The organism is Zhaonella formicivorans (assembly GCF_004353525.1).
In the GTDB taxonomy this organism is placed as follows: domain Bacteria; phylum Bacillota; class DUOV01; order DUOV01; family Zhaonellaceae; genus Zhaonella; species Zhaonella formicivorans.
The window spans coordinates 1,732,354-1,752,998 of sequence record NZ_CP085524.1 but is presented as its reverse complement, the minus strand read 5'-3'; the positions used below and the strand labels follow the sequence as shown (position 1 = coordinate 1,752,998).

At 47.2% G+C, this 20,645-nt stretch carries 20 protein-coding genes and 1 riboswitch; all 20 genes read left to right on the top strand.

The window, feature by feature from the left end:
- Positions 1 to 125: 125 nt before the first annotated feature.
- Positions 126 to 1,316: a hypothetical protein gene (locus EYS13_RS08675; RefSeq protein WP_227761828.1), complete on the top strand. Its 1,191-nt coding sequence runs from the start codon at positions 126 to 128 to the stop codon at positions 1,314 to 1,316.
- Positions 1,317 to 1,325: 9 nt separating this feature from the next.
- Positions 1,326 to 1,607, top strand: coding sequence for an EscU/YscU/HrcU family type III secretion system export apparatus switch protein (locus EYS13_RS08670; protein WP_227761827.1), 282 nt, complete (start codon positions 1,326 to 1,328; stop codon positions 1,605 to 1,607).
- Between the two features lie 49 nt (positions 1,608 to 1,656).
- Positions 1,657 to 1,738: riboswitch (cyclic di-GMP riboswitch) on the top strand.
- Positions 1,739 to 1,845: 107 nt separating this feature from the next.
- Entirely contained in the window at positions 1,846 to 2,685 is an 840-nt protein-coding gene (locus EYS13_RS08665) for a copper amine oxidase N-terminal domain-containing protein (RefSeq protein WP_227761826.1), read from the top strand.
- Between the two features lie 162 nt (positions 2,686 to 2,847).
- The gene (locus tag EYS13_RS08660; RefSeq protein WP_227761825.1) at positions 2,848 to 3,834 is read left to right on the top strand and encodes a stalk domain-containing protein; all 987 of its coding nucleotides are present in this window, start codon (positions 2,848 to 2,850) and stop codon (positions 3,832 to 3,834) included.
- A 149-nt stretch (positions 3,835 to 3,983) separates the two neighbouring features.
- Positions 3,984 to 4,799 (top strand): creatininase family protein, encoded by an 816-nt coding sequence (locus tag EYS13_RS08655; RefSeq protein ID WP_227761823.1) that lies wholly within the window; start codon positions 3,984 to 3,986, stop codon positions 4,797 to 4,799.
- Positions 4,800 to 4,826: 27 nt separating this feature from the next.
- Positions 4,827 to 6,518 (top strand): FAD-dependent oxidoreductase, encoded by a 1,692-nt coding sequence (locus EYS13_RS08650; protein WP_227761822.1) that lies wholly within the window; start codon positions 4,827 to 4,829, stop codon positions 6,516 to 6,518.
- A gap of 1 nt (position 6,519) precedes the next feature.
- A complete protein-coding gene (locus EYS13_RS08645; protein ID WP_227761820.1) occupies positions 6,520 to 7,203 on the top strand; it encodes a succinate dehydrogenase/fumarate reductase iron-sulfur subunit in 684 nt (227 codons plus the stop codon).
- 2 nt (positions 7,204 to 7,205) lie between these two features.
- Positions 7,206 to 8,084: an FAD binding domain-containing protein gene (locus EYS13_RS08640; protein WP_227761818.1), complete on the top strand. Its 879-nt coding sequence runs from the start codon at positions 7,206 to 7,208 to the stop codon at positions 8,082 to 8,084.
- A complete protein-coding gene (locus EYS13_RS08635; RefSeq protein ID WP_227761816.1) occupies positions 8,084 to 8,563 on the top strand; it encodes a (2Fe-2S)-binding protein in 480 nt (159 codons plus the stop codon). The genes EYS13_RS08640 and EYS13_RS08635 overlap by 1 nt, the downstream gene beginning before the upstream one ends.
- Positions 8,550 to 10,829 (top strand): xanthine dehydrogenase family protein molybdopterin-binding subunit, encoded by a 2,280-nt coding sequence (locus EYS13_RS08630; RefSeq protein ID WP_227761814.1) that lies wholly within the window; start codon positions 8,550 to 8,552, stop codon positions 10,827 to 10,829. Before EYS13_RS08635 ends, EYS13_RS08630 begins: the two co-directional genes overlap by 14 nt.
- Before the next feature lie 16 nt (positions 10,830 to 10,845).
- A complete protein-coding gene (locus tag EYS13_RS08625; protein ID WP_227761812.1) occupies positions 10,846 to 12,099 on the top strand; it encodes a benzoate/H(+) symporter BenE family transporter in 1,254 nt (417 codons plus the stop codon).
- A 146-nt stretch (positions 12,100 to 12,245) separates the two neighbouring features.
- Positions 12,246 to 12,569, top strand: coding sequence for a hypothetical protein (locus tag EYS13_RS08620; RefSeq protein WP_227761810.1), 324 nt, complete (start codon positions 12,246 to 12,248; stop codon positions 12,567 to 12,569).
- Between the two features lie 132 nt (positions 12,570 to 12,701).
- A complete protein-coding gene (locus EYS13_RS08615) occupies positions 12,702 to 14,309 on the top strand; it encodes a PucR family transcriptional regulator (RefSeq protein ID WP_227761809.1) in 1,608 nt (535 codons plus the stop codon).
- Positions 14,310 to 14,525: 216 nt separating this feature from the next.
- The gene (gene dctP, locus EYS13_RS08610; RefSeq protein ID WP_227761806.1) at positions 14,526 to 15,569 is read left to right on the top strand and encodes a TRAP transporter substrate-binding protein DctP; all 1,044 of its coding nucleotides are present in this window, start codon (positions 14,526 to 14,528) and stop codon (positions 15,567 to 15,569) included.
- Positions 15,570 to 15,730: 161 nt separating this feature from the next.
- Positions 15,731 to 16,273 carry a TRAP transporter small permease gene (locus EYS13_RS08605; RefSeq protein ID WP_227761804.1) on the top strand — a complete coding sequence of 181 codons (543 nt, stop codon included), beginning with the start codon at positions 15,731 to 15,733 and terminating at the stop codon, positions 16,271 to 16,273.
- Between the two features lie 62 nt (positions 16,274 to 16,335).
- Entirely contained in the window at positions 16,336 to 17,655 is a 1,320-nt protein-coding gene (locus EYS13_RS08600; RefSeq protein WP_227761803.1) for a TRAP transporter large permease, read from the top strand.
- A gap of 35 nt (positions 17,656 to 17,690) precedes the next feature.
- On the top strand, positions 17,691 to 18,272 hold the full coding sequence (locus EYS13_RS08595) for a 2-oxoacid:acceptor oxidoreductase family protein (RefSeq protein WP_227761802.1): 582 nt from the start codon (positions 17,691 to 17,693) through the stop codon (positions 18,270 to 18,272).
- Entirely contained in the window at positions 18,250 to 18,519 is a 270-nt protein-coding gene (locus EYS13_RS08590; RefSeq protein WP_227761801.1) for a 4Fe-4S binding protein, read from the top strand. The genes EYS13_RS08595 and EYS13_RS08590 overlap by 23 nt, the downstream gene beginning before the upstream one ends.
- A complete protein-coding gene (gene porA, locus EYS13_RS08585; RefSeq protein ID WP_227761800.1) occupies positions 18,516 to 19,730 on the top strand; it encodes a pyruvate ferredoxin oxidoreductase in 1,215 nt (404 codons plus the stop codon). Before EYS13_RS08590 ends, porA begins: the two co-directional genes overlap by 4 nt.
- Positions 19,731 to 19,734: 4 nt before the next feature.
- Complete coding sequence (locus EYS13_RS08580) at positions 19,735 to 20,634, top strand: thiamine pyrophosphate-dependent enzyme (protein ID WP_423055335.1); 900 nt, start codon at positions 19,735 to 19,737, stop codon at positions 20,632 to 20,634.
- Positions 20,635 to 20,645 lie beyond the last annotated feature (11 nt).

Sequence of the window (20,645 nt, the reverse complement as noted above, 5' to 3'; positions counted from 1 at the left end):
ATACGGGCTTTGTCTACAAGCTGAATCGCCTCACTTAAGCCTGGGGCGATTTTTTATTGTGCGCTTGGCAGGAAGAAGCGCAAAAAAACAGAATACATTGGCAAGCGTTCGTGAGGTGAGAGAGCATGCAAATTCCCTTGTTGAGAATTACCTCCGCTGGTTGGCAATTGACTGCTGATTTGCTTGCCTTACGGCAAGGACAAGTATACCGGGGCGTGGTGCAGCGGGTAGAAGGGGCAGATATTGTGCTCAATTTAAATGGCGCAAAGATTTCGGCCCAGGCGGCTGTTGAACTGCAGCCGGGACAGGTGCTGTGGCTGGAAGCCGTACAGGTAAGTCCAGAAGGGGTAACGTTAAAAGTTCTTACTTCACCGGCATTAGAAGGAAAAGACTTATCAAATTTTACGGCCCGGGAGGCAGTTGTGGCTGCAGGAACTAAGTTATCCCCGGGTAACTTCAAGTTGTTGGAGGCATTGCTGGCAGGGAACCTCCCAGTGAATGCCAAAATAGCAGCGGAACTGCGCCAGCAAATTCGGGGGCTTTCTCCTGAACAGGCGGAAGGCTATCTGCAAACCAGGATCGGCAGCGACAAAAACCCTGCTTCCTTGGACGCCAAATTAAACATAAAAGCAGCAGCTGATTCCTTGGGTTTTGCCCCTACCCCGGAGAACCTGAAGATTGTCAAAGCCTTGATGGCGCATAACCTGCCTGTAACAGCCAAAACAGTGGAGGAATTGCGCCAGGAATTAAGGGGTGTATCTCCTGACAAGGCAGAAGCCTATCTGCAGGTAAGGGCTTGGAGCAAGGCTACCAATTTGCCCGAGGACCAACAGGGAAGGCAAATAGTTGCCGACTTTCTGCTGGGGCAAACCGAGCCGGAAGAGATGGCTCGTGCTTTGAAACTGATTAACCAGGCGGAGTCCACTCAATTAGGCCAACCGGGTTTAAGCTGTCTATGGTGGCAAAACGGTGAACAGCACGGGGAAATCTATTTGTGGGCGGAGGGAGACAAAAAGAACAAATTTCTGCTGCCAAATGGCATAGTGGCGCTCCATTTTTATACACGCAATTTAGGCCAGTTGTGGGTCCGGTTGGGAAGAGGGCGGGACGGACTGTATCTGGCAGTGGATGCAGAAAATGAGCTTGGACTGAAATTATTTCAAACCAACTGGCCAGATTTAGATGGAACTCTTCGACAACTGGGATACGAAATAAACAAGGTCTCTTACCGTTTGGGAGAGGTGAACTCGTTTATCCAGCTAACGCTGCAGGAGACAGATATTCTAAAATATAGCAGTATTGATTACAGGGCTTAGAGGTGGGTTATGGAGAAACCGAAAAAAATGGCTGCTGCTCTCAGATACGACCCGGAGCAGGATGCCGCCCCAAAAGTGATTGCCAGCGGCTGTGGAAGTTTAGCGGAGCGAATCTTGGCCAAGGCCCGGGAGTTAAATATCCCTGTTTATAGCGAGCCGGAACTGGCCAGGACACTGGTAGGCTTGGAAATCGGGGGAGAGATCCCTTTTGAATTATATGAGGCAGTAGCAGCAGTTTTAGTTTATGTGCAAAAATTGGATGAAAAAGCCGAAAAAAGAAAAAATAATTAAAAAGTACCCCCAGAAAAATTTTTCAATAAGCGTAATATTTAGCAAAGAAATCCCGAAAGGGCAAACCGTTCGCGAGGACGGGACGCAAAGCCGCGGATCTTGGAAAATGCCAAGACAGCCGGGCTGCCGAAGGAGGTTGATCTGCTAAGAGGTAAGTTGCTGTAAATTTCATGTAAGATTTTTTTAGAAACTAAATCTACAAAGGGGGTGCGTGCTGCCTTTGAGTTAGGGCAGCGTAATGATGATGAAGAAGAGTTTGATGATTGTTTCTTTAGTAACCGTTTTTACTTTTTCCGGCACTTTATTTGCTTTTGCAGCCGGAGGACCAACCGGCGCAAACCTCGGTTCCGGTAGCAAAGTAAAGGTTGAAATGGCGCTAAAAGCAAAAGAGGAAGTAAAAACACAAGCCGAAGTAAAAACACAAGCCAAGGTTAAAGAGCAAGTCCAAGCAGCTAAGGAAAAGGCGGAAAAAGCTGTTAAAGAAGATGCTAAAGCCGTAGAAAAGGCTGAACAGAAAGCGCAAAAAGAAGCAAAAAAAATAGCAAAGAAATTGGAAGACAAGATTAAAGTCAGAGGGAAAAACATCAAATTTGATGTACCTCCGGTAATCAAGGAAGGTCGGACCTTGATCCCTGTTCGAGCAGTAACGGAAAGTCTGGGTGCAACGGTAACCTATGAGGCGGAATCCAAGCAAATCACCATTATCAAAGGGGATATCACTGTAGTGATGAACATGGATTCAGCTAAAATAACTGTTAACGGGGAGCCTGCCGTGTTGGATGTTCCTGCCCAGGCAATCAGCAACCGCACTTTCGTTCCGCTCAGGTTCCTGGCTGAAATTTTTGGAGAAAAAGTAGAATATGATGAAGAAACAGGTGAGATCGAAATCGGGGAATCTGAGGAAAACGCTTCCGATGCTCAGGAAGTGGAAGCTGTAGAGGAAGGCGACGCACAAAATGTAGAACAAAATGAAGGGGATCAAGCTGAACAACAGGATACTTCTGAGGAAGCTTCTGTTAATACCGGGGAAAATACTACCGGTGATTCAACCGGGACAACTGTTAATGTAACAAATTAATTTGCTATACCTTAGCTCTCGTAAAAAACGAGAGCTTTTTTTTAGCTAACCCTTAAAAAAACTATGGCAGTTGCGTAATTTTTAGTATATAAGGAAACAACCCGGGTTGGAAAAGAAAAATTTTGGGAGGTGCAGCTGCCTTTAACAACAGGCAGGTTTAAAATGAAAAAAGGATTATTTGTTGCTGCTTTGGTTGTCTTTTTCACCTTTAGCTCGACCTTGTTGGCATTTGCTTCTCAGCCGTTTTTAACAAAAACTGATACTGGCAAAGGAAAATTGAAATTGCCGTTTACTCAAAAAACCACGATGCAACAATTTAAAGCAAAGAAGGAAAAAGCCTTTAAAGGGAATATAAAAGTTAACGGAAATGTGATTAAGTTTGACGTTTCTCCGCTTAATAAAGGGGGGCGTATCCTGATACCTTTAAGGGCAGTATCAGCGAGTTTAGGAGCCCAAGTTGGTTATGATGCTAAGACAAGCACAGTAACCGTCAGCAGAGACGGAAAAAAGGTGGAAATAATACTGGTCAAACAAGTTATTATAAAAGTTGACGGCAAAGTATATGAAGATTTAGACATACCCCCCGAAGTACTTGGGAACCGTACTTTTGTACCCCTGAGGTTTTTGGCAGAGGTCCTGGGGCTGAAAGTTGACTACAGGGATGGGGACGTTATAATTGATGAAGAGGCAAAGCCTGTGGATTTCAGCTGGTATGATTTTGAACGCGAGGAATTCAGCAGCAGAGAGCGGGAGGTAGAAGGAGACTGGCATAGGGATAAATATTTTTCCGATATGGATTTTGCGGTTATTATCAACAAGGATAAAGCGGAAGCTATTGACCGCAAGCCCCTGCCTATTCCAGGTTTTGATTACGACGACGACCTCTTGCTCTGGGCTTACCTGGGCGAAGCCCCGACCGGCGGTTATGACATTAAAATTACCGGTATCTACCAGTTAAAAGATAAAGTATGGGCCAGGGTGCAAACCATCAGCCCGGAAAAAGGTCAAATCGTAACACAAGCTATCACCCATCCCACCGATACTGTAAAGATAGAAAAAGATGATTTCCACAGCACAGGAAGGCTTACTTTTATCTTTGTTGACCAAAATGATCAAGTTTTGAAAGAAGTCAAAGCTACAGTGGAGTAATTTTTTTAGGCAGAACAACCTCTTGCCACAGGCAAGGGGTTTTTTGCTGCCCAAAACAAATTTACTTGTCTGCATTAATTTTTTGTTTTATAATATCAATAAATCCGATAGGAATACTATTAATTTTTGTGTGAGGAGGTAGTTTACATATGGCCAAGTTAAAGTCTGTTTGGCTTCAAGAACTGACCTGGGAGGATGTGGCAGAATACTTAAAAAGCGATGATATCATTCTGTTTCCGGTTGGCAGCACCGAGCAGCATGGCCCGGCTGGACCGTTGGGAGTAGACAGCTATGCAGCCATAGCTTTAGCCGAGGATGCGGCTAAAGAAACGGGAGTCTTGGTAACGCCGCCCTTGTGGTTCGGCGATTCGCCCCACCACCTGGATTTTCCGGGAACTATCTCATTAAGAACCGAAACGTTGGTGGAAGTTGCCAAGGACGTTATCTGCAGTCTCGCCAGGCATGGCTTTAAAAAGATCATAATAATTAACGGTCACAAGGGAACCAACAACGCAGGACTTATAACAGCGTGCCGGTCTTTGCACCAGTATGAGCTGCCTGATGTGTTTCTGTCCTTAGTTGATCCCATGTATTTAGCCAGGGGTATTGCCCACATCAAAGATGCAGTGGAACATCACGCTGGTGAATTGGAAATTTCCCATGTCTGGTATAAACACCCACATTTGATTAAGCAGGAAAAGTTGACTGGCGAGCAGGTAAACTTAGAACCATTGATGTCAGAATTTACACATAAGGACCTTTTAGGCAAGGGCGGGGATAGCATAGAAATTTTCTGGAACAGCAGGGAGCAGAAGGCTTTTGCTCCCACCGGTTCTTTTTCCGATTCAAGCCATGCTTCTCCGGAGAAGGGCCGGCAGTACCATGAATATATGGTTAAAAACTTAGTGAAATTTATCGGCTGGCTGCGCCGGTATGAGGGCCCCATTGGCAGGATTAAGCAGTAACCAGGCAAGGAGAGGAGAATTAAACTGATGCATCATTTTGCAACCGATGTGCTAGTTATTGGCGGGGGCGGCGCTGGGGCTATGGCAGCCTATGAAGCCAGCAAGCATGGGGTTAAGGTTACCATGGTGTTAAAAGGTTTTCCGGAGCGCTGCGGCATCACTATCATGGCTCCTGGCGCCATCGCTGGAGTAGGGAGCTGGCACGAGCCCGGTGACAGCCGTGATCTTCACTTTTTGGACACTGTTAGAGGCGGTTCTTTCCTAAATGAACAGCGTCTGGTGCGGATCCTGGTGGAAGAAGCGCCGGACCTGATTTTGGAGCTGGAGAGAATCGGAGCCTTATGGCAGCGGAAGGCAGACGGGGAAAGCTATGCTTTACGGATTGACGGCGGCCATTCTTACCCCCGCTGCACCTTTCTGGAGGACCGTACAGGCCGAGAAATGATGCGGGCTTTGTTTGGGGAGGTCAAAAAACGCAACATCAACATCCTGTCCAATACAATGATTTTAAAACTGCTTAAAGATGAAAGTAGAGTGACGGGGGCTGTAGGTTTAAACTTGGAAACTGGTGAAACGGTCCTGCTCAGGGCTAAAACGGTTATTCTGACCTGCGGCGGGGCAGGTAACCTCTATCTTAACACCAGTAACCCAACAGGAGCTACCGGCGATGGTTATGCTTTGGCCTTGGATGCAGGTGCAGAGCTGATGGATATGGAGTTTGTCCAATTTTATCCCCTGGGATTTCTCTTTCCCAATTCTTTGCGGGGAAACCTGGGAGCCCTGCTTTACTATGTGCATCTTTTTAATAACAAGGGAGAACGTTTCATGGAAAAATATGACCCGGAGCGGCTGGAACTTTCAACCCGGGATAGGGTTGCTCGGGCTATTTATACTGAGGTCAAGGAGGGACGGGGCGGCCCTCATGGAGGCGTTTTTGCCGATATGACTTATCATGAACCGGGATTTATTGCCAAAATGCAGCCAGCCCTTTATGAAACCTATCAGAAGATAGGGATTACTCCGGAAAAAGACAGACTTGAGGTTGCACCTACCTGCCATTTCTTCATGGGTGGTGTGCGAGTTGATGAAAATTGGCAGAGCAGTGTGCCGGGGTTGTTTGTAACAGGTGAAAATGCAGCAGGGGTTCATGGCGCCAACCGCTTAAGCCAAAATGCCCTGGCCGAGCTGTTGGTCAGCGGTGCCCGGGCCGGTAAAGCGGCAGCCAAGTTAGCAGCCGAGATAGGCCAGGCTCCTGTAGATCCCCGTGAAGCTAAAACAGCTACCGAACTTGCTGGCCAAATGCTGAGCCGGGAAGATGGCATCCGGCCTGTGACCTTGCGTAACCGCCTGCGTCGCCTCATGTGGGAGAAGGTGGCTGTAATCCGCTCGGAAGCAAGCTTAAGGGGTGCTCTGGTTGAACTGGAAGTCCTTAAGAGCCAGTTGGAGTCCCAAGCGTTGAGTTTAAAGTCCAGACATTATAATCAGGAACTGGTTGAAGGCCTGGAAAACTATTTCCTGGCAACAGTGGCCCAATGCGTCACGAAGGCTGCGTTGCTTAGAACCGAAAGCCGGGGGGCCCATTACCGCGAGGATTACCCGGCAGCAGATAATAAGAGATGGCTAAAACACCTTACCATACGCCAAAAGGCTGATGATTTAACAGTCCAGGAAATACCCGTAGATCTTGCCGAAATCAAGCCAGAGGGGGGAGCTTTGTAAAATGCAGGATGGAAAAGTCACTATTTTGCGCTTCAATCCAGAAGTAGACTCCCAGCCTCATTATGAAACCTATGATTTTCCCTTTGTACAGGGTATGAGCGTTTTAGATGTGGTCTTATACATTTACGAAAATATCGACGGCACTTTGAGTTTCAGCTACTGCTGCCGTAACAGCCACTGCGGCCTCTGCGGCGCGAAAATCAACGGCAAGCCAGGACTCATGTGTCGTGAAAGCGCTGCCCGGGAAATGGTGCTGGAACCCTTGGATAACTTCACAGTAATTCGCGACTTAATGGTAGACCGTCAGGAATACGATAAAAGGAAAGACAGTCTGCGGTTATTCCTGGAGCGGGGAGAAGTACCGGCCAAACAGCCGGAAAAGGTTGACACCGAGGACCAGGAGAACTTTAAAGTAGTGAGCAGATGCGTGGAATGTTATAACTGTGTTTCTATTTGCCCGGTAACGCGGGTCAAAAAACACGAATTCTTAGGTCCAGCAGGGCTCATGCAAATGGCCAGACATGCTTTTGACCCGCGGGATGAATTAAACCGGGGAGTAGTAGCGAGAAGCAGCGGAATTTTAAATTGTATTAACTGTGGAAAGTGCAATCAAGTATGTCCCCACAAAATAGAACCGGCTAAAAATATTAAGCTTCTGCGCTCCAAGTATTTCGGGGAGGTGTAAATGTGGTTGAGAACGTTTTTTTTCCTGTAACTCTAGAAGAGACCGTAGGGCTTTTGGCCAGTCTGCCGGAGGCGAAGGTGCTGGCCGGAGGTACTGATTTGCTTGTAGCTATCAAGGAAGGAAAGGAAAAGCCCCGCTTTTTTGTTTCCTTAAGTAAAATAACTTCCCAACAAGTGATTGAATTCAAAGTTGATGGGCTGAGGATCGGCGCCACTGCAACGCACCAGTCCATAGCTGAAAATGCTGCTGTTAAAGCAAAATATACTGCAATAGCTGAGGCGGCAGGCCAAATTGGCTCCTGGCAGGTACGCAACCTGGCTACCGTCGGTGGAAATTTATGCAGTGCAGTTCCGTCGGCCGACATCGCGCCGCCTTTACTGGCGTTTGGCGCTGATGTTAAACTTATCAGCCGGCAAGGGGAGAGGACCGTTCCTCTTAGTGGTTTTTTTCAAGGCCCCATGCAAACGGTTATGGAACCGGGGGAGCTCTTGGCAGAAATAAACGTTCCGCTTGTACCCAAAAGCTGCGGAAGCTGTTACCTTAAACTAGGCCCGCGGGCTGCGGTAGACATCGCCCTGGTCAGCGCTGCCGCTATGGTAGTAGTAGAAGATGGCATATGCAGGTCATCCGGCCTGGCATTGGGTGCTGTTGCCCCGACACCCCTGAAAGTAACGGAAGCTGAAGTGGCCTTGGTCGGCACTAAACTTACAGAGGATGACATCGAACGGGCAGCTGCTATAGCCGCAAGCGCAGCCAGACCCATCGATGACCACAGAGCTTCCGCTGGTTACCGGCGCAAAATGGTGGCTGTTTTAACCAGGCGAGCTTTGCAAAAGGCCCGGGAGTTAGCCTTATCTTCTGGAAGGGAAGTGGAAAGATAATGTTTTTGACTATCGAACTTACCATCAATGGACAGAAAAAGAAGCTCGCGGCAAAACCCGGCCAGACTCTGTTATCTTTTTTGCGTGAGCTGGGTTATACCGGCGTTAAAGAAGGCTGCGGCAAGGGAGAATGCGGCGCTTGTACTGTTTTGGTTGACGGTCAGCCGGTCAACGCTTGTCTTTATCTGGCCGTTCAGGCCCAGGGTAAAGAGATCTTGACCATTGAAGGCCTGGCCCAGCAGGGTCGTCTGCATCCCTTACAGGAAGCGTTTATCTCCGAGAGTGCGCTGCAGTGCGGGTACTGCACGCCCGGCATGATCCTCACGGCTAAAGCTTTGCTGGATAAGAACCCCAGAGCGAGTGAAGAGGAAATAGCCCATGCGATTGCCGGCAATCTCTGCCGCTGCACCGGTTACAGCAAAATTATTAAAGCCATAAAAAAAGCAGGCGAGGTGATGGCTGATAATGTCCGTATTTAGGAATATTGGTCAGAGTGTTCCCCGCATAGACGGGTGGGAAAAAGTTACGGGGACCTTTAAGTTTCCCAGCGATCTAAAAGTTCCCGGCATGTTATATGGGAAAGTGCTGCGCAGCCCCTTTCCCCATGCCAGGATAATTAAGGTTGATACCAACGCGGCAAAGGCCATAGAGGGCGTCGTGGCTGTAATCACGGCTGAGGATGTGCCCGCTGCCAAAATAGGTGAAGCGATAGCAGACATGAACATCCTGGCTGTGGAAAAGGTCCGTTACATTGGGGATCCGGTGGCGGCGGTAGCTGCGGTGGATGAAGAGACCGCGCTCAAGGCTTTGGCGGCCATCAAAGTCGAATACAAGGAACTGCCGGCTGTCTTTGACCCGGAAGAAGCCATGCAGCCTGGTCAGCCTCTGATTCACGAAGGAAAAGAAAATAATGTGGCTGTTTTTAACCACGTGGTTCAGGGTGATGTGGAAGCCGCTTTTGCCAAAGCAGATGTAGTTGTAGAGGATACTTTTGAGCTTCCTTTTGTGCACCAGTCTTATCTGGAGCCTAACACCTGCTTGGCTAGTTTTGAACCAGGCGGCAGGCTGAATATCTGGTCTCCTAACCAAGGTCCTGCCTGGCTGCGGGCCCGGATCGCCAGCCTCTTTGGACTAAAGCTGAGCGAGGTGCGGGTAGTGCAGGTACAGGGCGGCGGCGCTTTTGGTGCTAAACTTCCGCTGACCATTGAACCCATCTGTGTGGCATTGGCCCGTAAAGCCGGCCGGCCGGTGTTTCTGGCCAATACTCGGGAGGAGGAGTATGAAGCCACTTGGCCCCGGGTGCCTATGAAGATTAGGATGGCCCTGGCCGCAAGCCAAGATGGGACTTTATTGGCTAAACGCTCCACCATTATAGCCGACAACGGCGCTTATTCCAATATTGCCCCCGGAGTGTTAAGCACAGCTGTTACTCGGATAGACAACCTGTACCGGATAAAGAACGTGGATAATATCGGCTACTTAGTTTATACCAATAAGTTGCCCACGGGGATGTTTCGCGGTTTTGGGAACCCGCAAACAACTTTTGCCATCGAGGTTTTGATGGACCAGTTGGCAGTTAAACTGGGCATGGACCCGGCGGAACTGCGCATTAAAAACGCTACCCGGACGGGAGACGTAACGGTGCATGGTTGGGAAATCACCAGCAGCGGGCTGACGGACTGCATCCGTGAAGTAGTACGCCGCTCAGGTTGGGATGAAAAACGGAAAAATAAAGTTCCGGGGCGGGGCATCGGCTTAGCCTGCTGTATTCACGTGTCCGGAAACCGCGGCGTTTATCCCAGTTTTGACGGTTCCGCAGCCGAAGTCCGGATTTCCGCCGACGGCATGGTCACTGTTTTTTCCGGGGAAGGGGAAATCGGATGTGGGACCACCACTGTTTGGGCCCAGATTGCAGCTGAAGCGCTGGGTATTGGCGTAGACCGGGTAAGGGTAGCTGAGGTTGATTCTGACTACTCGCCTTTTGGCTTGGGAGCTTACGCCAGCCGGGTGACGGTAATTGGCGGAAACGCTGTCCTGGCTGCAGCCAGAGATGCCCGCCGCCAGTTATTGGAGGCAGCCGGTGAGATCCTCGGCCTTGCTCCCGATAAGCTGGACATCAGGGATGGCAAGATTATTTCGCTTGTGGACAATGCAGTTTTCAAAGATTTTGCTGAAATTGCCACAGAGGCCTGCTATCGTCGCGGCGGCACTGTTATAGTAGGTAGGGGCAGCTACGTCCCCAGCAATGTTACCATCGCCGACCCGAAAACCAAGTATGGCAATATTGCACCTTCTTACTCTTTTGGCTGCCAGCTGGCTGAAGTGGAAGTTGATCAGGAGACGGGAAAAGTAAAAGTGCTGAAAATTATCGCAGTACAGGATTTAGGCCGCGTTTTAAATCCAACTCTGGCTGAAGGACAGTTAGAAGGCGGGGTGGCAATGGGAATTGGCTATACTTTTATGGAAGAAATAATAACTAAAGAGGGCAGGATTTTGAACCCCAACTTCAGGGACTATAAGCTGCCGGTGGCGACCGATATGCCGCCCATAGAAGTGGCCTTTGTAGAGACCTTGGATCCAATTGGACCTTTCGGCGCCAAGTCGGTAGCGGAACCGGCCCTGGTTCCCACTGCTCCTGCCATTATCAATGCCATCCGTGATGCGGTAGGAGTATATGTTACCAGTCTACCCGTGAAGCCGGAAAAATTATTAGCAGCTTTAGAAAAAAGATTAGAGCAAGAGTAAAAAGGAGGGGTTAACAGTGGCGGTGCAATCTGTAGTTAAACTGCAAACTAAGGAGTGCATACTGGAAAAAGGTTCGGGTATCAGTTCTGGGTTAAGAGACTTTTGGGGTTATCTCAACAGCAAGACTATTACGGCGGGAATAGTCGCTACTATCTTTGCAATTACAGGGCCGGCCTTAATTATCATGAACTCGGCTCAAAATGGCAAACTTACTGATGCCCAAACCATTTCCTGGTTGTTTTCGGTGTATTTCTTCGGTGGTCTGCTGGGAATATTTTTAGCCCTTTATTACAAACAACCTATCAGCGGTGCCTGGTCAATCCCGGGCACAGTAATGATGTCTGCAACTCTGCCCATCTTTCCTTTTAATGAGGTCGTAGGCGCTTATTTAATTGCGGGCGTTATAGTCTTTATCTTAGGAGTCACCGGTCTGGTAGGCAAGGTAATGCGCTGGATACCTTTGCCCATTGTGACAGGTATGATTGCCGGAGCCATGATTCGCTTTGGCACTGGTATCGTTACCTCCGCCCAAAAGGCGCCCCTGATTGCCGGTCTCACTCTTCTAGCATATTTTGTGGTACAGCGTTTGAACAAAAAAATTTCACCTATTTTGACTGCATTAGGAGTGGGAATTATTGTTGCTCTTTTTACCGGCGGTTTTAAATTTTCCAACGTCCAGGTGGCCTGGATGTGGCCCCAGGTATTCACCCCTGCTTTTTCCGGCAACGCTTTAATTGCCATCGCCATTCCCCTGGCGGTACTGGTGATTGGAGCAGAAAACGCCCAGGCCTATGGTGTCCTTACTGCCCAGGGTTATAAAGCGCCCATCAATGCCATGACCATCTTAAGTGGCATTGGCGGCATAGTCACCTCGTTTTTCGGCGGGACCAATGCCAACATCGCCGGTCCGATGACTGCTATCTGCTGCTCTGTAGAAGCCGGCGAGAATAAGAACGGGCGCTATGCAGCTACCATAGTCAACGGTGTGACTTTTGGAGCTTTTGGCCTCTTTGCCAGTGTGGCCTGGCCTTTTGTAAAAGCTTTACCTGCTGAACTAGTTAATCTGCTGTCGGGCCTGGCAATGATTGGCGTTTTGGTAAGCGCCTTTGAACAGGCTTTTGCTACCCAGAAGTTTCGTACAGGAGCCTTTTTTGCTCTGGTCATTGGCATGTCCGGAATAGTAATTTTCAAAATCAGCGCGCCTTTCTGGGCTTTAGTTGGTGGTGTTCTCGCCTCCTTCCTGGCAGAGCCGCAGGATTTCCAAGACTAAGTGCGCAGGAACAGAGGTTACAGAATGTGTTTCACATTCCCTGTAACCTTTTTTCTTTGTAAAATTTCACCGAATTTTCAAATTTAGATCAACATATTTCCTACCCCCCTGGCGTATCTTATATCAAAAACTTAGGGGGAGCGAAAATGCGGATTATAGTTATACCCTTAGCGTTCAGACCACGGCTTAAAATGCAGAATGTGCTGCCGGGACTTGTGGGAGGTATTATTCCCCACAGCTGCTGTTTGCTGGCAATGGCACTGGGGGGACTGGGGGCAGCAGGGGCAGTGGGCCTGTTGGAACCATTGTTGAGCTTTCGCGGGCCGCTTTTTTTAGCTGGGCTGTTTAGTGCCATAGTTATAAATCGCAAACATATTTTTAAAGCAGGCCAAGTGCAAATTGCACCATTGCTGGTGATGCTTTCTACATTTTATCTTACTTATAAGCTGGTCGATATGTTCTTAAGCTGAGTCGCGGGTTGATACAAAAAAATGTTCTTTCTGTTTCACCATAGTTGACAACAACAATTACCGGCAGGAATTTTACAACTCGTCGAGAAGTATAGGTGAAACATCCTTAAAAGGTAAAAGGCGGGTGAAACTTTGGGTCTGACTGTATGCGAAGCGCTTGCAAAGCTGTCCCTTGGTGTAAATTGTGTAGTAGCCGGCGGGAGTGGAGTAGAAAGAATTATTTCACGGGTGAATTTTTTAGAAGTGCCAGATATTGTTCAGTGGCTTGATGGGGGAGAGTTATTATTAACTACGGGATATGCGCTGCGGGATAACCCGGAACTTCAGGTCAGATTATTACACCAGCTGGCTGAAATAGGGGTAGCGGCCTTGGCAATTAAGTCGGGTCGATATTTAACACCAATTCCTGAGGCGATGCTTAAACTGGCGGACAGGCTTGAATTTCCTTTAATCGAATTGCCTGCCGATTTGCCTTTAAGCCGCGTCATGGCGCCTATTTACGAAACTCTGCTTAACCAGCAGGTAGAACAGCTAAAGCGGGCAGAAAAAATTCATCGTCTTTTTTTGGAAGTAATATTAAAGGGAGAGGGAATAGTTCAGATTGGAAAAGATCTCGCAAATTTAATCGGCAAACCGGTTGTCATCTTTGATACAAGGTTCAGGTTATTGTTTCAGTCTTTGAGCGACGTTGAGAATGAATTTCCATGGCAAGATATTTTTGAAGCTGTAAAAAGAAGAATTACTAACAAATACGCTAAGGTTCAGAATAAAGAATACTTAAAGATGACTATCTTTCATTACAAAGACTGGGAACTGGTAATTTTCCCCATTGTGGGCAGCCAAATACCCTTAGGTTATATTGTAGTTTTACGCTCGGAACAAAATTTTACGTTGCAGGACCATATGGCTTGTGAGCAGGCTGCGTTAGTTGCGGCATTGGAAATTAATAAACAAAATGCTGTGTTTGAAGCGGAAAGGAGAAGCAAAGGGGAATTACTGGAAGAATTACTCTCTGGCCGTATTGAATCTGTTGAGGCAGCTAGACGACGCGCTCATGCCTTGGATTTTGAGCTTGAAGCCGATTTAGCGGTTTTCCTGCTCGAGTGGTCTATGGAAGGCCACCTAAACCGGGAGGACATGATCTTCCAAATGGATGAACTATTTAAAGATTTTCCCGGCGGACTTTTATACCTAATCCGAGGTACTGAACTGGTTTGTTTAGCAGGCGTGAGCGACCATTCGAAAGAACAATTAAGGGCTTTGTTGACTAAGTTGGTGGAAAACAGTTTTTTTGCAACCCACAAGTTATCAATTGGAGTTGGCAGGTCATATCATGACTTAAAATCTATACCACTTTCCTATAAAGAAGCGAAAGCAGCCAGCCGAGTAGGAAGTAGCATTATGAAAGAAAGCCGGGTAACCTTTTTTGCAGAATTGGGGGCCTTATGCTGCTTGTATGAGGTTAAAGATTTTCCTCAGGTAAAAGTTTTTTATGAAGAGACTGTAGGACCTTTGAAAAGGTATGATCGGGAAAATGATTCCCAGCTGTTAAAAACTTTGGAAGCCTACTTTGAAAATGGCTGTAATCTGCGGCAAACAGCCAGGGCACTTTTTGTACACCGGAATACGTTGGATTACCGCCTGGGAAAGATTGAAGAGATTACCAACAAGAAATTAAAGAATCATAATGATTTGTTTGATTTGCAGCTGGCAATACGCCTGGATAAATTTATAAGTTGAAGGAACCCATTGGGTTCTTTTTTTTCGTAAAAAGGCATAAGTAAGTTTCGAAAAATTTCGGACAATTGCCCAAAGGTAATTATTTTAAAAAGATTGAATTCTTCAACCATTACTAAACTGTTCAGTAGCCAGATTCAACGTTGGAGGTGGTGGACGGTAATTCCAAGGTGTTGCACCAGGCTTAAAAAGGGTAAAAAAATACGAGGAGGTCTCTTTATGAAAAAAAGCTGGCAAAAGATAATTGTGTTAGTTGCAATCACGCTTTTCGCACTTGGCTTAGTAGCCGGTTGTGGTCAATCCGGTGAAAAAGCGCAAAGCGGTGATGCAAGCAAAGGTGAGGAAGCCCCAAAAGAAAAAATAGTGCTACGGGCAGTTACACCTTTCAACCAGAATTCACCTGAGCATGATGGTTTTTGGTTGTTTACTGAAAAGGTCAAGGAAAAGCTTGGTGATCAAATTGAGATCAAGTACTTAGGAGCAGGCGACGTAATTAAAGCTTTTGATCAGTTTGAAATGCTTGGAAAAGGTATGTTCGAAATAGGTCATCTGCCCGGAAACTATGCGAAAAATGTACTACCCGTTGCCGAGACGCTCCACTTAAGCCAGTTATCCCCAATGGATGAGCGGGAAAAAGGCGTGTACGAGATCTTGCGCCAGGAATTTGAGAAGAAGATGAATATCATCTACCTTGGTAAAACTGCTGGTCCCGGTTACCTCTATTCCCTTTACACTAATTTCAAAGTCAACACTTTGGAAGATTTTAAAGGTAAAACTATTCGGACCTCTCCGGTTTACGTTCCTTTGCTTAAAGCTCTAGGCGCCGGCGCTGTCTCCATGCCGCCGGGCGAAATCTATTCAGCCATGGAACGGAAAGTTGTAGACGGATTTGGCTGGCCAACTTTAGGTATAATTGACGGCGGCTGGGCCGAAGTAACAAAGTATCGTATTGACCCGGGTTTTTATCCGGTAGGTATGGGAGTTTTTATTAATAAAGACGCTTGGAACAAGATACCGGAAGACGTACGTGCGCAGTTAGAAGAGATTATGAAAGAGACCGAAAAGGAAGCCTACAATTTCTATGAGCAGAAAGTAGCAGACGAAACAGCCAAGATTAAAGAAAAGGGAATGGAAGTTATTCAGTTGCCTCCTGATCAAGCTGAAAAACTCTTATCAACAGCGTATGAAGAAGGCTGGAAAGAAATGATTCAGAAAGAACCTGAACTGGGTCAGAAACTTAAAGATCTGACCACTCCTAAGTAAAAAAATTCAGGGAAGGTGTGTGTACCGCCGTTACTAAGTGGTTTTGTAGAAGATTTGGTGCGGCACACCTTCCTTTTATAATCGGCTCATCAAAATGAAATAAATCATGAGGTTCACTGATTGGTTGGGCCAAGTTTTGAAAGGAGGAGGGGACAATTGCTATGCTCAAAAACAAAAGCTTATTTAGAAAAGTTATAGATTACAGCACCGATGCTATGGCGGTTATCAGCGGAGTCCTGCTTTCACTGATGGCATTGATGATTTGTCTAGCAGTTATTTTGCGTTATTATTTCAACTTTTCAGTAGGATGGGCTACAGAGATCGAAGAGTACATCCTTTATCTAGCTGTAATTTTAGCTGCTCCTTGGGTGCTGAAACATGATAAACATGTGGCCGTTGATGTTATGACTAATTACTTGTCTCCAAAGGCTAAAAGAAGAGTTGCTGTATTTACTAATTCCATCGGTGTTTTGATTGGTATTGTGCTTTTTTACTACAGCTGGTTGACTACATACGAGAATTATCTCAATCAAGTTTTACTCACTAAAATTTTACCGGTGCCCAAATACTTGCCTTTGATGTTTATCCCGCTTATGTCTATTTTTGTTTCATTCCAATTTCTATTTAAAGTTTGGGATAACATTTGTGAAATAAAAGAGGAGACAGAGAAAATAGAGCAGGGAAGTATTGCACAAAAAATGTAAAATCATAGCAGATGCCACCTACCTTGCAAAAATCACAAAAAAACCGATGAGAGGTGAATGTCTTGGAACAGTATGCTAGTACGCTAACAGTTGTTGGAGGTTCTTTTGTACTCCTCATGGCCCTGGGTTTACCTGTTGCTTTTGTTTTCCTGTTTATCTTGCTGGCAGGTTCGATTGTATTGATAGGTTCGCCTACCGGTCCTTATGCTTCAGTGATGAGCTTGTTTGGTTCCATTGGCACTTTTAGTTTGTCTCCCATCCCTCTTTTTGTGTTAATGGGAGAAGTCCTGCTGCATTCAGGATTAGCTGTGCGGAGCCTGGATGCCCTTTCTAAATTAATCGGCAAACTCCCCGCCAGGCTCAGCATTATATCTAATATAGGCGGTGCGCTTTTTGGGCTGTTGAGCGGCTCTACCATGGCCAGCACTGCTGTCTTAGGGACAGTACTTGTGCCTGAGATGCAAAAAAGAGGCTACAGCAAGGCAATGAGTTTCGGCCCGATTTTAGCTTCAGGCAGTCTGGCCATGATTATTCCCCCCAGCAACATCACTGTAATTTACGGCACAGTAGCCCAAGTGCCTATCGGCCCCTTACTCATTGCAGGGGTCATACCCGGTTTTCTGATCGCTCTAAATTACATGATTAATATATTAATTAGAGTCAAGCTGAATCCGGCACTGGCCCCTGACTACGAAGTCGCACAAGTAAATATACAGGAAAAACTTCGGCTGTTTTTTGTCGATTTACTTCCTTTAAGCGCCATTATTTTCCTGGTTACAGGAATTTTTCTGGTGGGAATTGCTACTCCTACTGAAGCGGCGGCTCTTGGTGCTGTCGGCACCATAATAATGGCTGCATTGTATCGTAGCTTAAATCGCGAAGTGTTGCTGAAGTCCTTAAAAGGAACTGTCACTATTACTTCCATGACGCTCCTTATTATCGGAGGTTCAGAGATCTTCAGCCAGCTGCTTAGCTACTCAGGATTAACCAGGGCAGCCGTTGAGTTTGCCATGGGGTTGAATCTGCCTCCTATGGGAGTGTTAGCCCTAATGATTCTAATCATTCTGATCTTGGGCTGCATCATGGAGTCAGTCCCCATTATCATGGTTACGGTCCCAATCTTTGTACCAATTGCAGCTCAGCTGGGCTTTGACCCGATCTGGTTCGGTATGATTATGCTTCTGGCTTTGGAAATAGGGCTGATTACCCCGCCGTTCGGGTTGCTCTTATTTGTGATGAAGGGTGTTGCACCAGAAGGGACTGCTTTTTCGGACCTTTATCGGTCCTCATTCCCGTTTGTTATCAGTGACTTAATAACTATATTACTGCTCATTCTTTTCCCGCCACTGGTTACATGGCTGCCAAGCTTGCTAATGAAGTAATTCTATCAGTAAAAATTTTGAAAAGGAGGAAGGACATGTACGAGATCAGGTTACATGGTTTGGGCGGCGAAGGAGTGGTTGTGGCCTCAGAGCTGTTAGGTAAAGCTGCCATGAAGCAGGGAAAATGGTCCCACTCTTTCCCTTTTTTTGGCACCGATATTCGTGGCGCAGCTGTTAAGGCTTTCACCAGGATCGATGACCGGCCCATAGCGATTAAATCTTACATTTATAAGCCTGATACGCTGTTGATATTTAATGATATTTTGCTGAGCGATCCCGATGTTGCTGTAGGGGTAAGCACTTCTACCCTGGTACTGGTCAATACGGAATTAAGTCCAGAGGTTCTGGGTGAAAGTGAGCTAGGCAAACTTGGGGCAAAGATTATCCCCATAAAAGCAACTGAGTTAGGCTATCAGTGCTTTAACCGGCCTATTTTTAACACCATTATGCTTGGCGCCCTTTTAAAAGTCCAAGCAGTGGTTGATAAAGACATTCTATGTCAGGTAATTGCTGAGGAATTCCCCTCAAAATTGGCTGAAGCAAATGTTGCTGCCTTGGAAAAAGGCTACCAAAGCGTAGAAAGGATGGATGGGGATGAAACATCCTTGGTTAGTTGAGCGGCCCGTTTCCCCTTGGTTGCCGGGAGGCTTTTCTCGTAAAAATAAGCCGAGCCGCACAGAAAAACCTGTATTGGATCAGGAAAAATGCAACAGCTGCCAGTTGTGCTGGATCTATTGCCCGGACGGTGTGATTAGCCGGGAAGACGGAATGGTAATTGATTACAGATACTGCAAAGGCTGCGGAGTATGCGCTGTAGAATGCCCGAAAGGGGCCATCACTATGATCAGGGAGGGAACGGCATGAGACAGTATTTGTCAGGAACAAAAGCGGCTGCTGAGGCAGCTAAATTAGCTGAGGTAAATGTAGTAGCTGCTTATCCCATCACGCCTCAAACCTCCATTGTGGAGTATCTGGCATCCTTTGTGGCCAATGGGGAGTTACAGGCGCAAATGATTCCGGTGGAAAGTGAACACAGCGCCATGTCGGCAACGTACGGTGCCTCCCTGGCAGGTGCCCGCACTTTTACCGCCAGCAGTTCACAAGGGTTGTGTCTGATGCATGAAGTTTTATTTATGGCCTCAGGCCTACGCTTGCCCATAGTGATGGCAGTAGCCAACCGTTCTCTGGCATCGCCGGTCAGCATCTTTGCCGACCATCAGGATTCATTGGCCCAAAGGGATACAGGCTGGCTGCAGTTTTACGTGGAAAACTGCCAGGAAGTACTGGATACTATCCTCCTGGCTTTCCGGGTGGCTGAAGATCAAAGGGTACTTTTACCGGTCATGGTCTGCTTTGACGGCTTTTACGTTTCCCATATTTCTGAACCTGTGGATGTGCCAACTTCGGAACAGGTAAAAAGCTTTCTGCCTGCTTTTCGGGCCAATTACCCGACCCTTGATCTCACCAGTCCTAAGATGTTTAATGTGATGGCATTTCCTGACTCTTTTGAAGAGTTCCAGCGGGATAAGCATGAAAGCATGCGAAAGGCTACAAAAGTAATTAAGGAAGCCATGGACCATTTTGCGCAAATTTTTGGCAGGAATTACGGTATGATAGAGACTTACCGGACGGAAGATGCCGAGCTTGTTTTGGTAGGTCTTGGTTCCATGATGGGGACTGTTAAAGCATCAATTGATATTTTACGCAGTGAGGGATTAAAAGTGGGCATGGCTAAAATTAAAGCTTTTCGCCCCTTCCCTTTTGCTGAACTGGCTGAAGTTTTGCAGAACGCCAAAGCGGTAGGTGTTTTGGATAGGGATATTTCCTTTGGCAGCACAGGCATAGTTTATCAGGAAGTGCTGGCAAGTTTGAAACATTTGGAGCACGAGCCGCTGGTGCTGGACTTGATTGCCGGGCTGGGCGGAAGGGATATTACTGTTGATACTGTTGTTAAGTCAGCCCGGCTTTTACAAGAGGCCAGTGAAGCAGGATATGGCAAAGACAGGGTGATCTGGGTGGATGCCAATCAAGATTTGTTGGACATTTGGAAGGTAGGTGCAGCCCATGTCGGTTAGATTAATTGATTTGCCTGAAGAGGAATTTGTAGCTCACGGCCGTGGAGGATGTCCCGGTTGTGCGGCGGTAATCGGGGCCAGGATGGCCACTAAAATATCCGGCAAAAAAACCATCATGATTAACTCTACCGGTTGTATGTGCGTTAACTACGGTTATAACGGGGCTCCGCTCTTTCCATATGTTCACAGTCTTTTCGAGAATGCCGGCTCCGTTATCAGCGGCATAGATGCAGCACTAAAAGCTTTGGGCCGCAGGGAAGATGTCAATTTAATCGTTTATGCGGGCGACGGAGGCACTGTGGATATCGGTTTTCAGGCTTTATCGGGGGCTGTGGACCGTGGTCACCGTTTTCTGTACATTTGTTATGACAATGAGGGTTACATGAACACCGGTGTGCAAAGGTCCGGAGCTACGCCATACGGCGCCAGCACTACTACCACGCCTGTGGGGGCTAAAGCTAAAGGGGAGCCCCGTCCTCTGGGACGGAAAAAGGATATGGTCCGGGTGATGGCAGCCCACGGAATCCCTTATACAGCCACGGCCTCCATCGCTTATCCGCTGGATTACATGCGCAAAGTTCAAACCGCTTTACAGGTGGATGGGCCTTCCTATATCCATTTGCTTTCTCCTTGCTCCCCGGGCTGGGGCATAGAGCCGAAAGATACGGTGACGGTGGCCAGGCTGGCAGTGCAGACTAATTTCGCTCCCCTCTACGAAATCACCGGGGGGGCTGCTTTCAAGGTAAATATCAAACCGCAAAAACCCAAACCGGTGAGGGAATACTTGGCTACCCAAAAACGTTTCCGCCACCTGTTGGCAAAAGAGAATGAGTCTGAATTAGAGCTGATTCAACAAGCGGTTGACGCTAGGTTTAAGTATTTGCTCAGCTGTGAAAATAGCTAGGAGGTGAACTA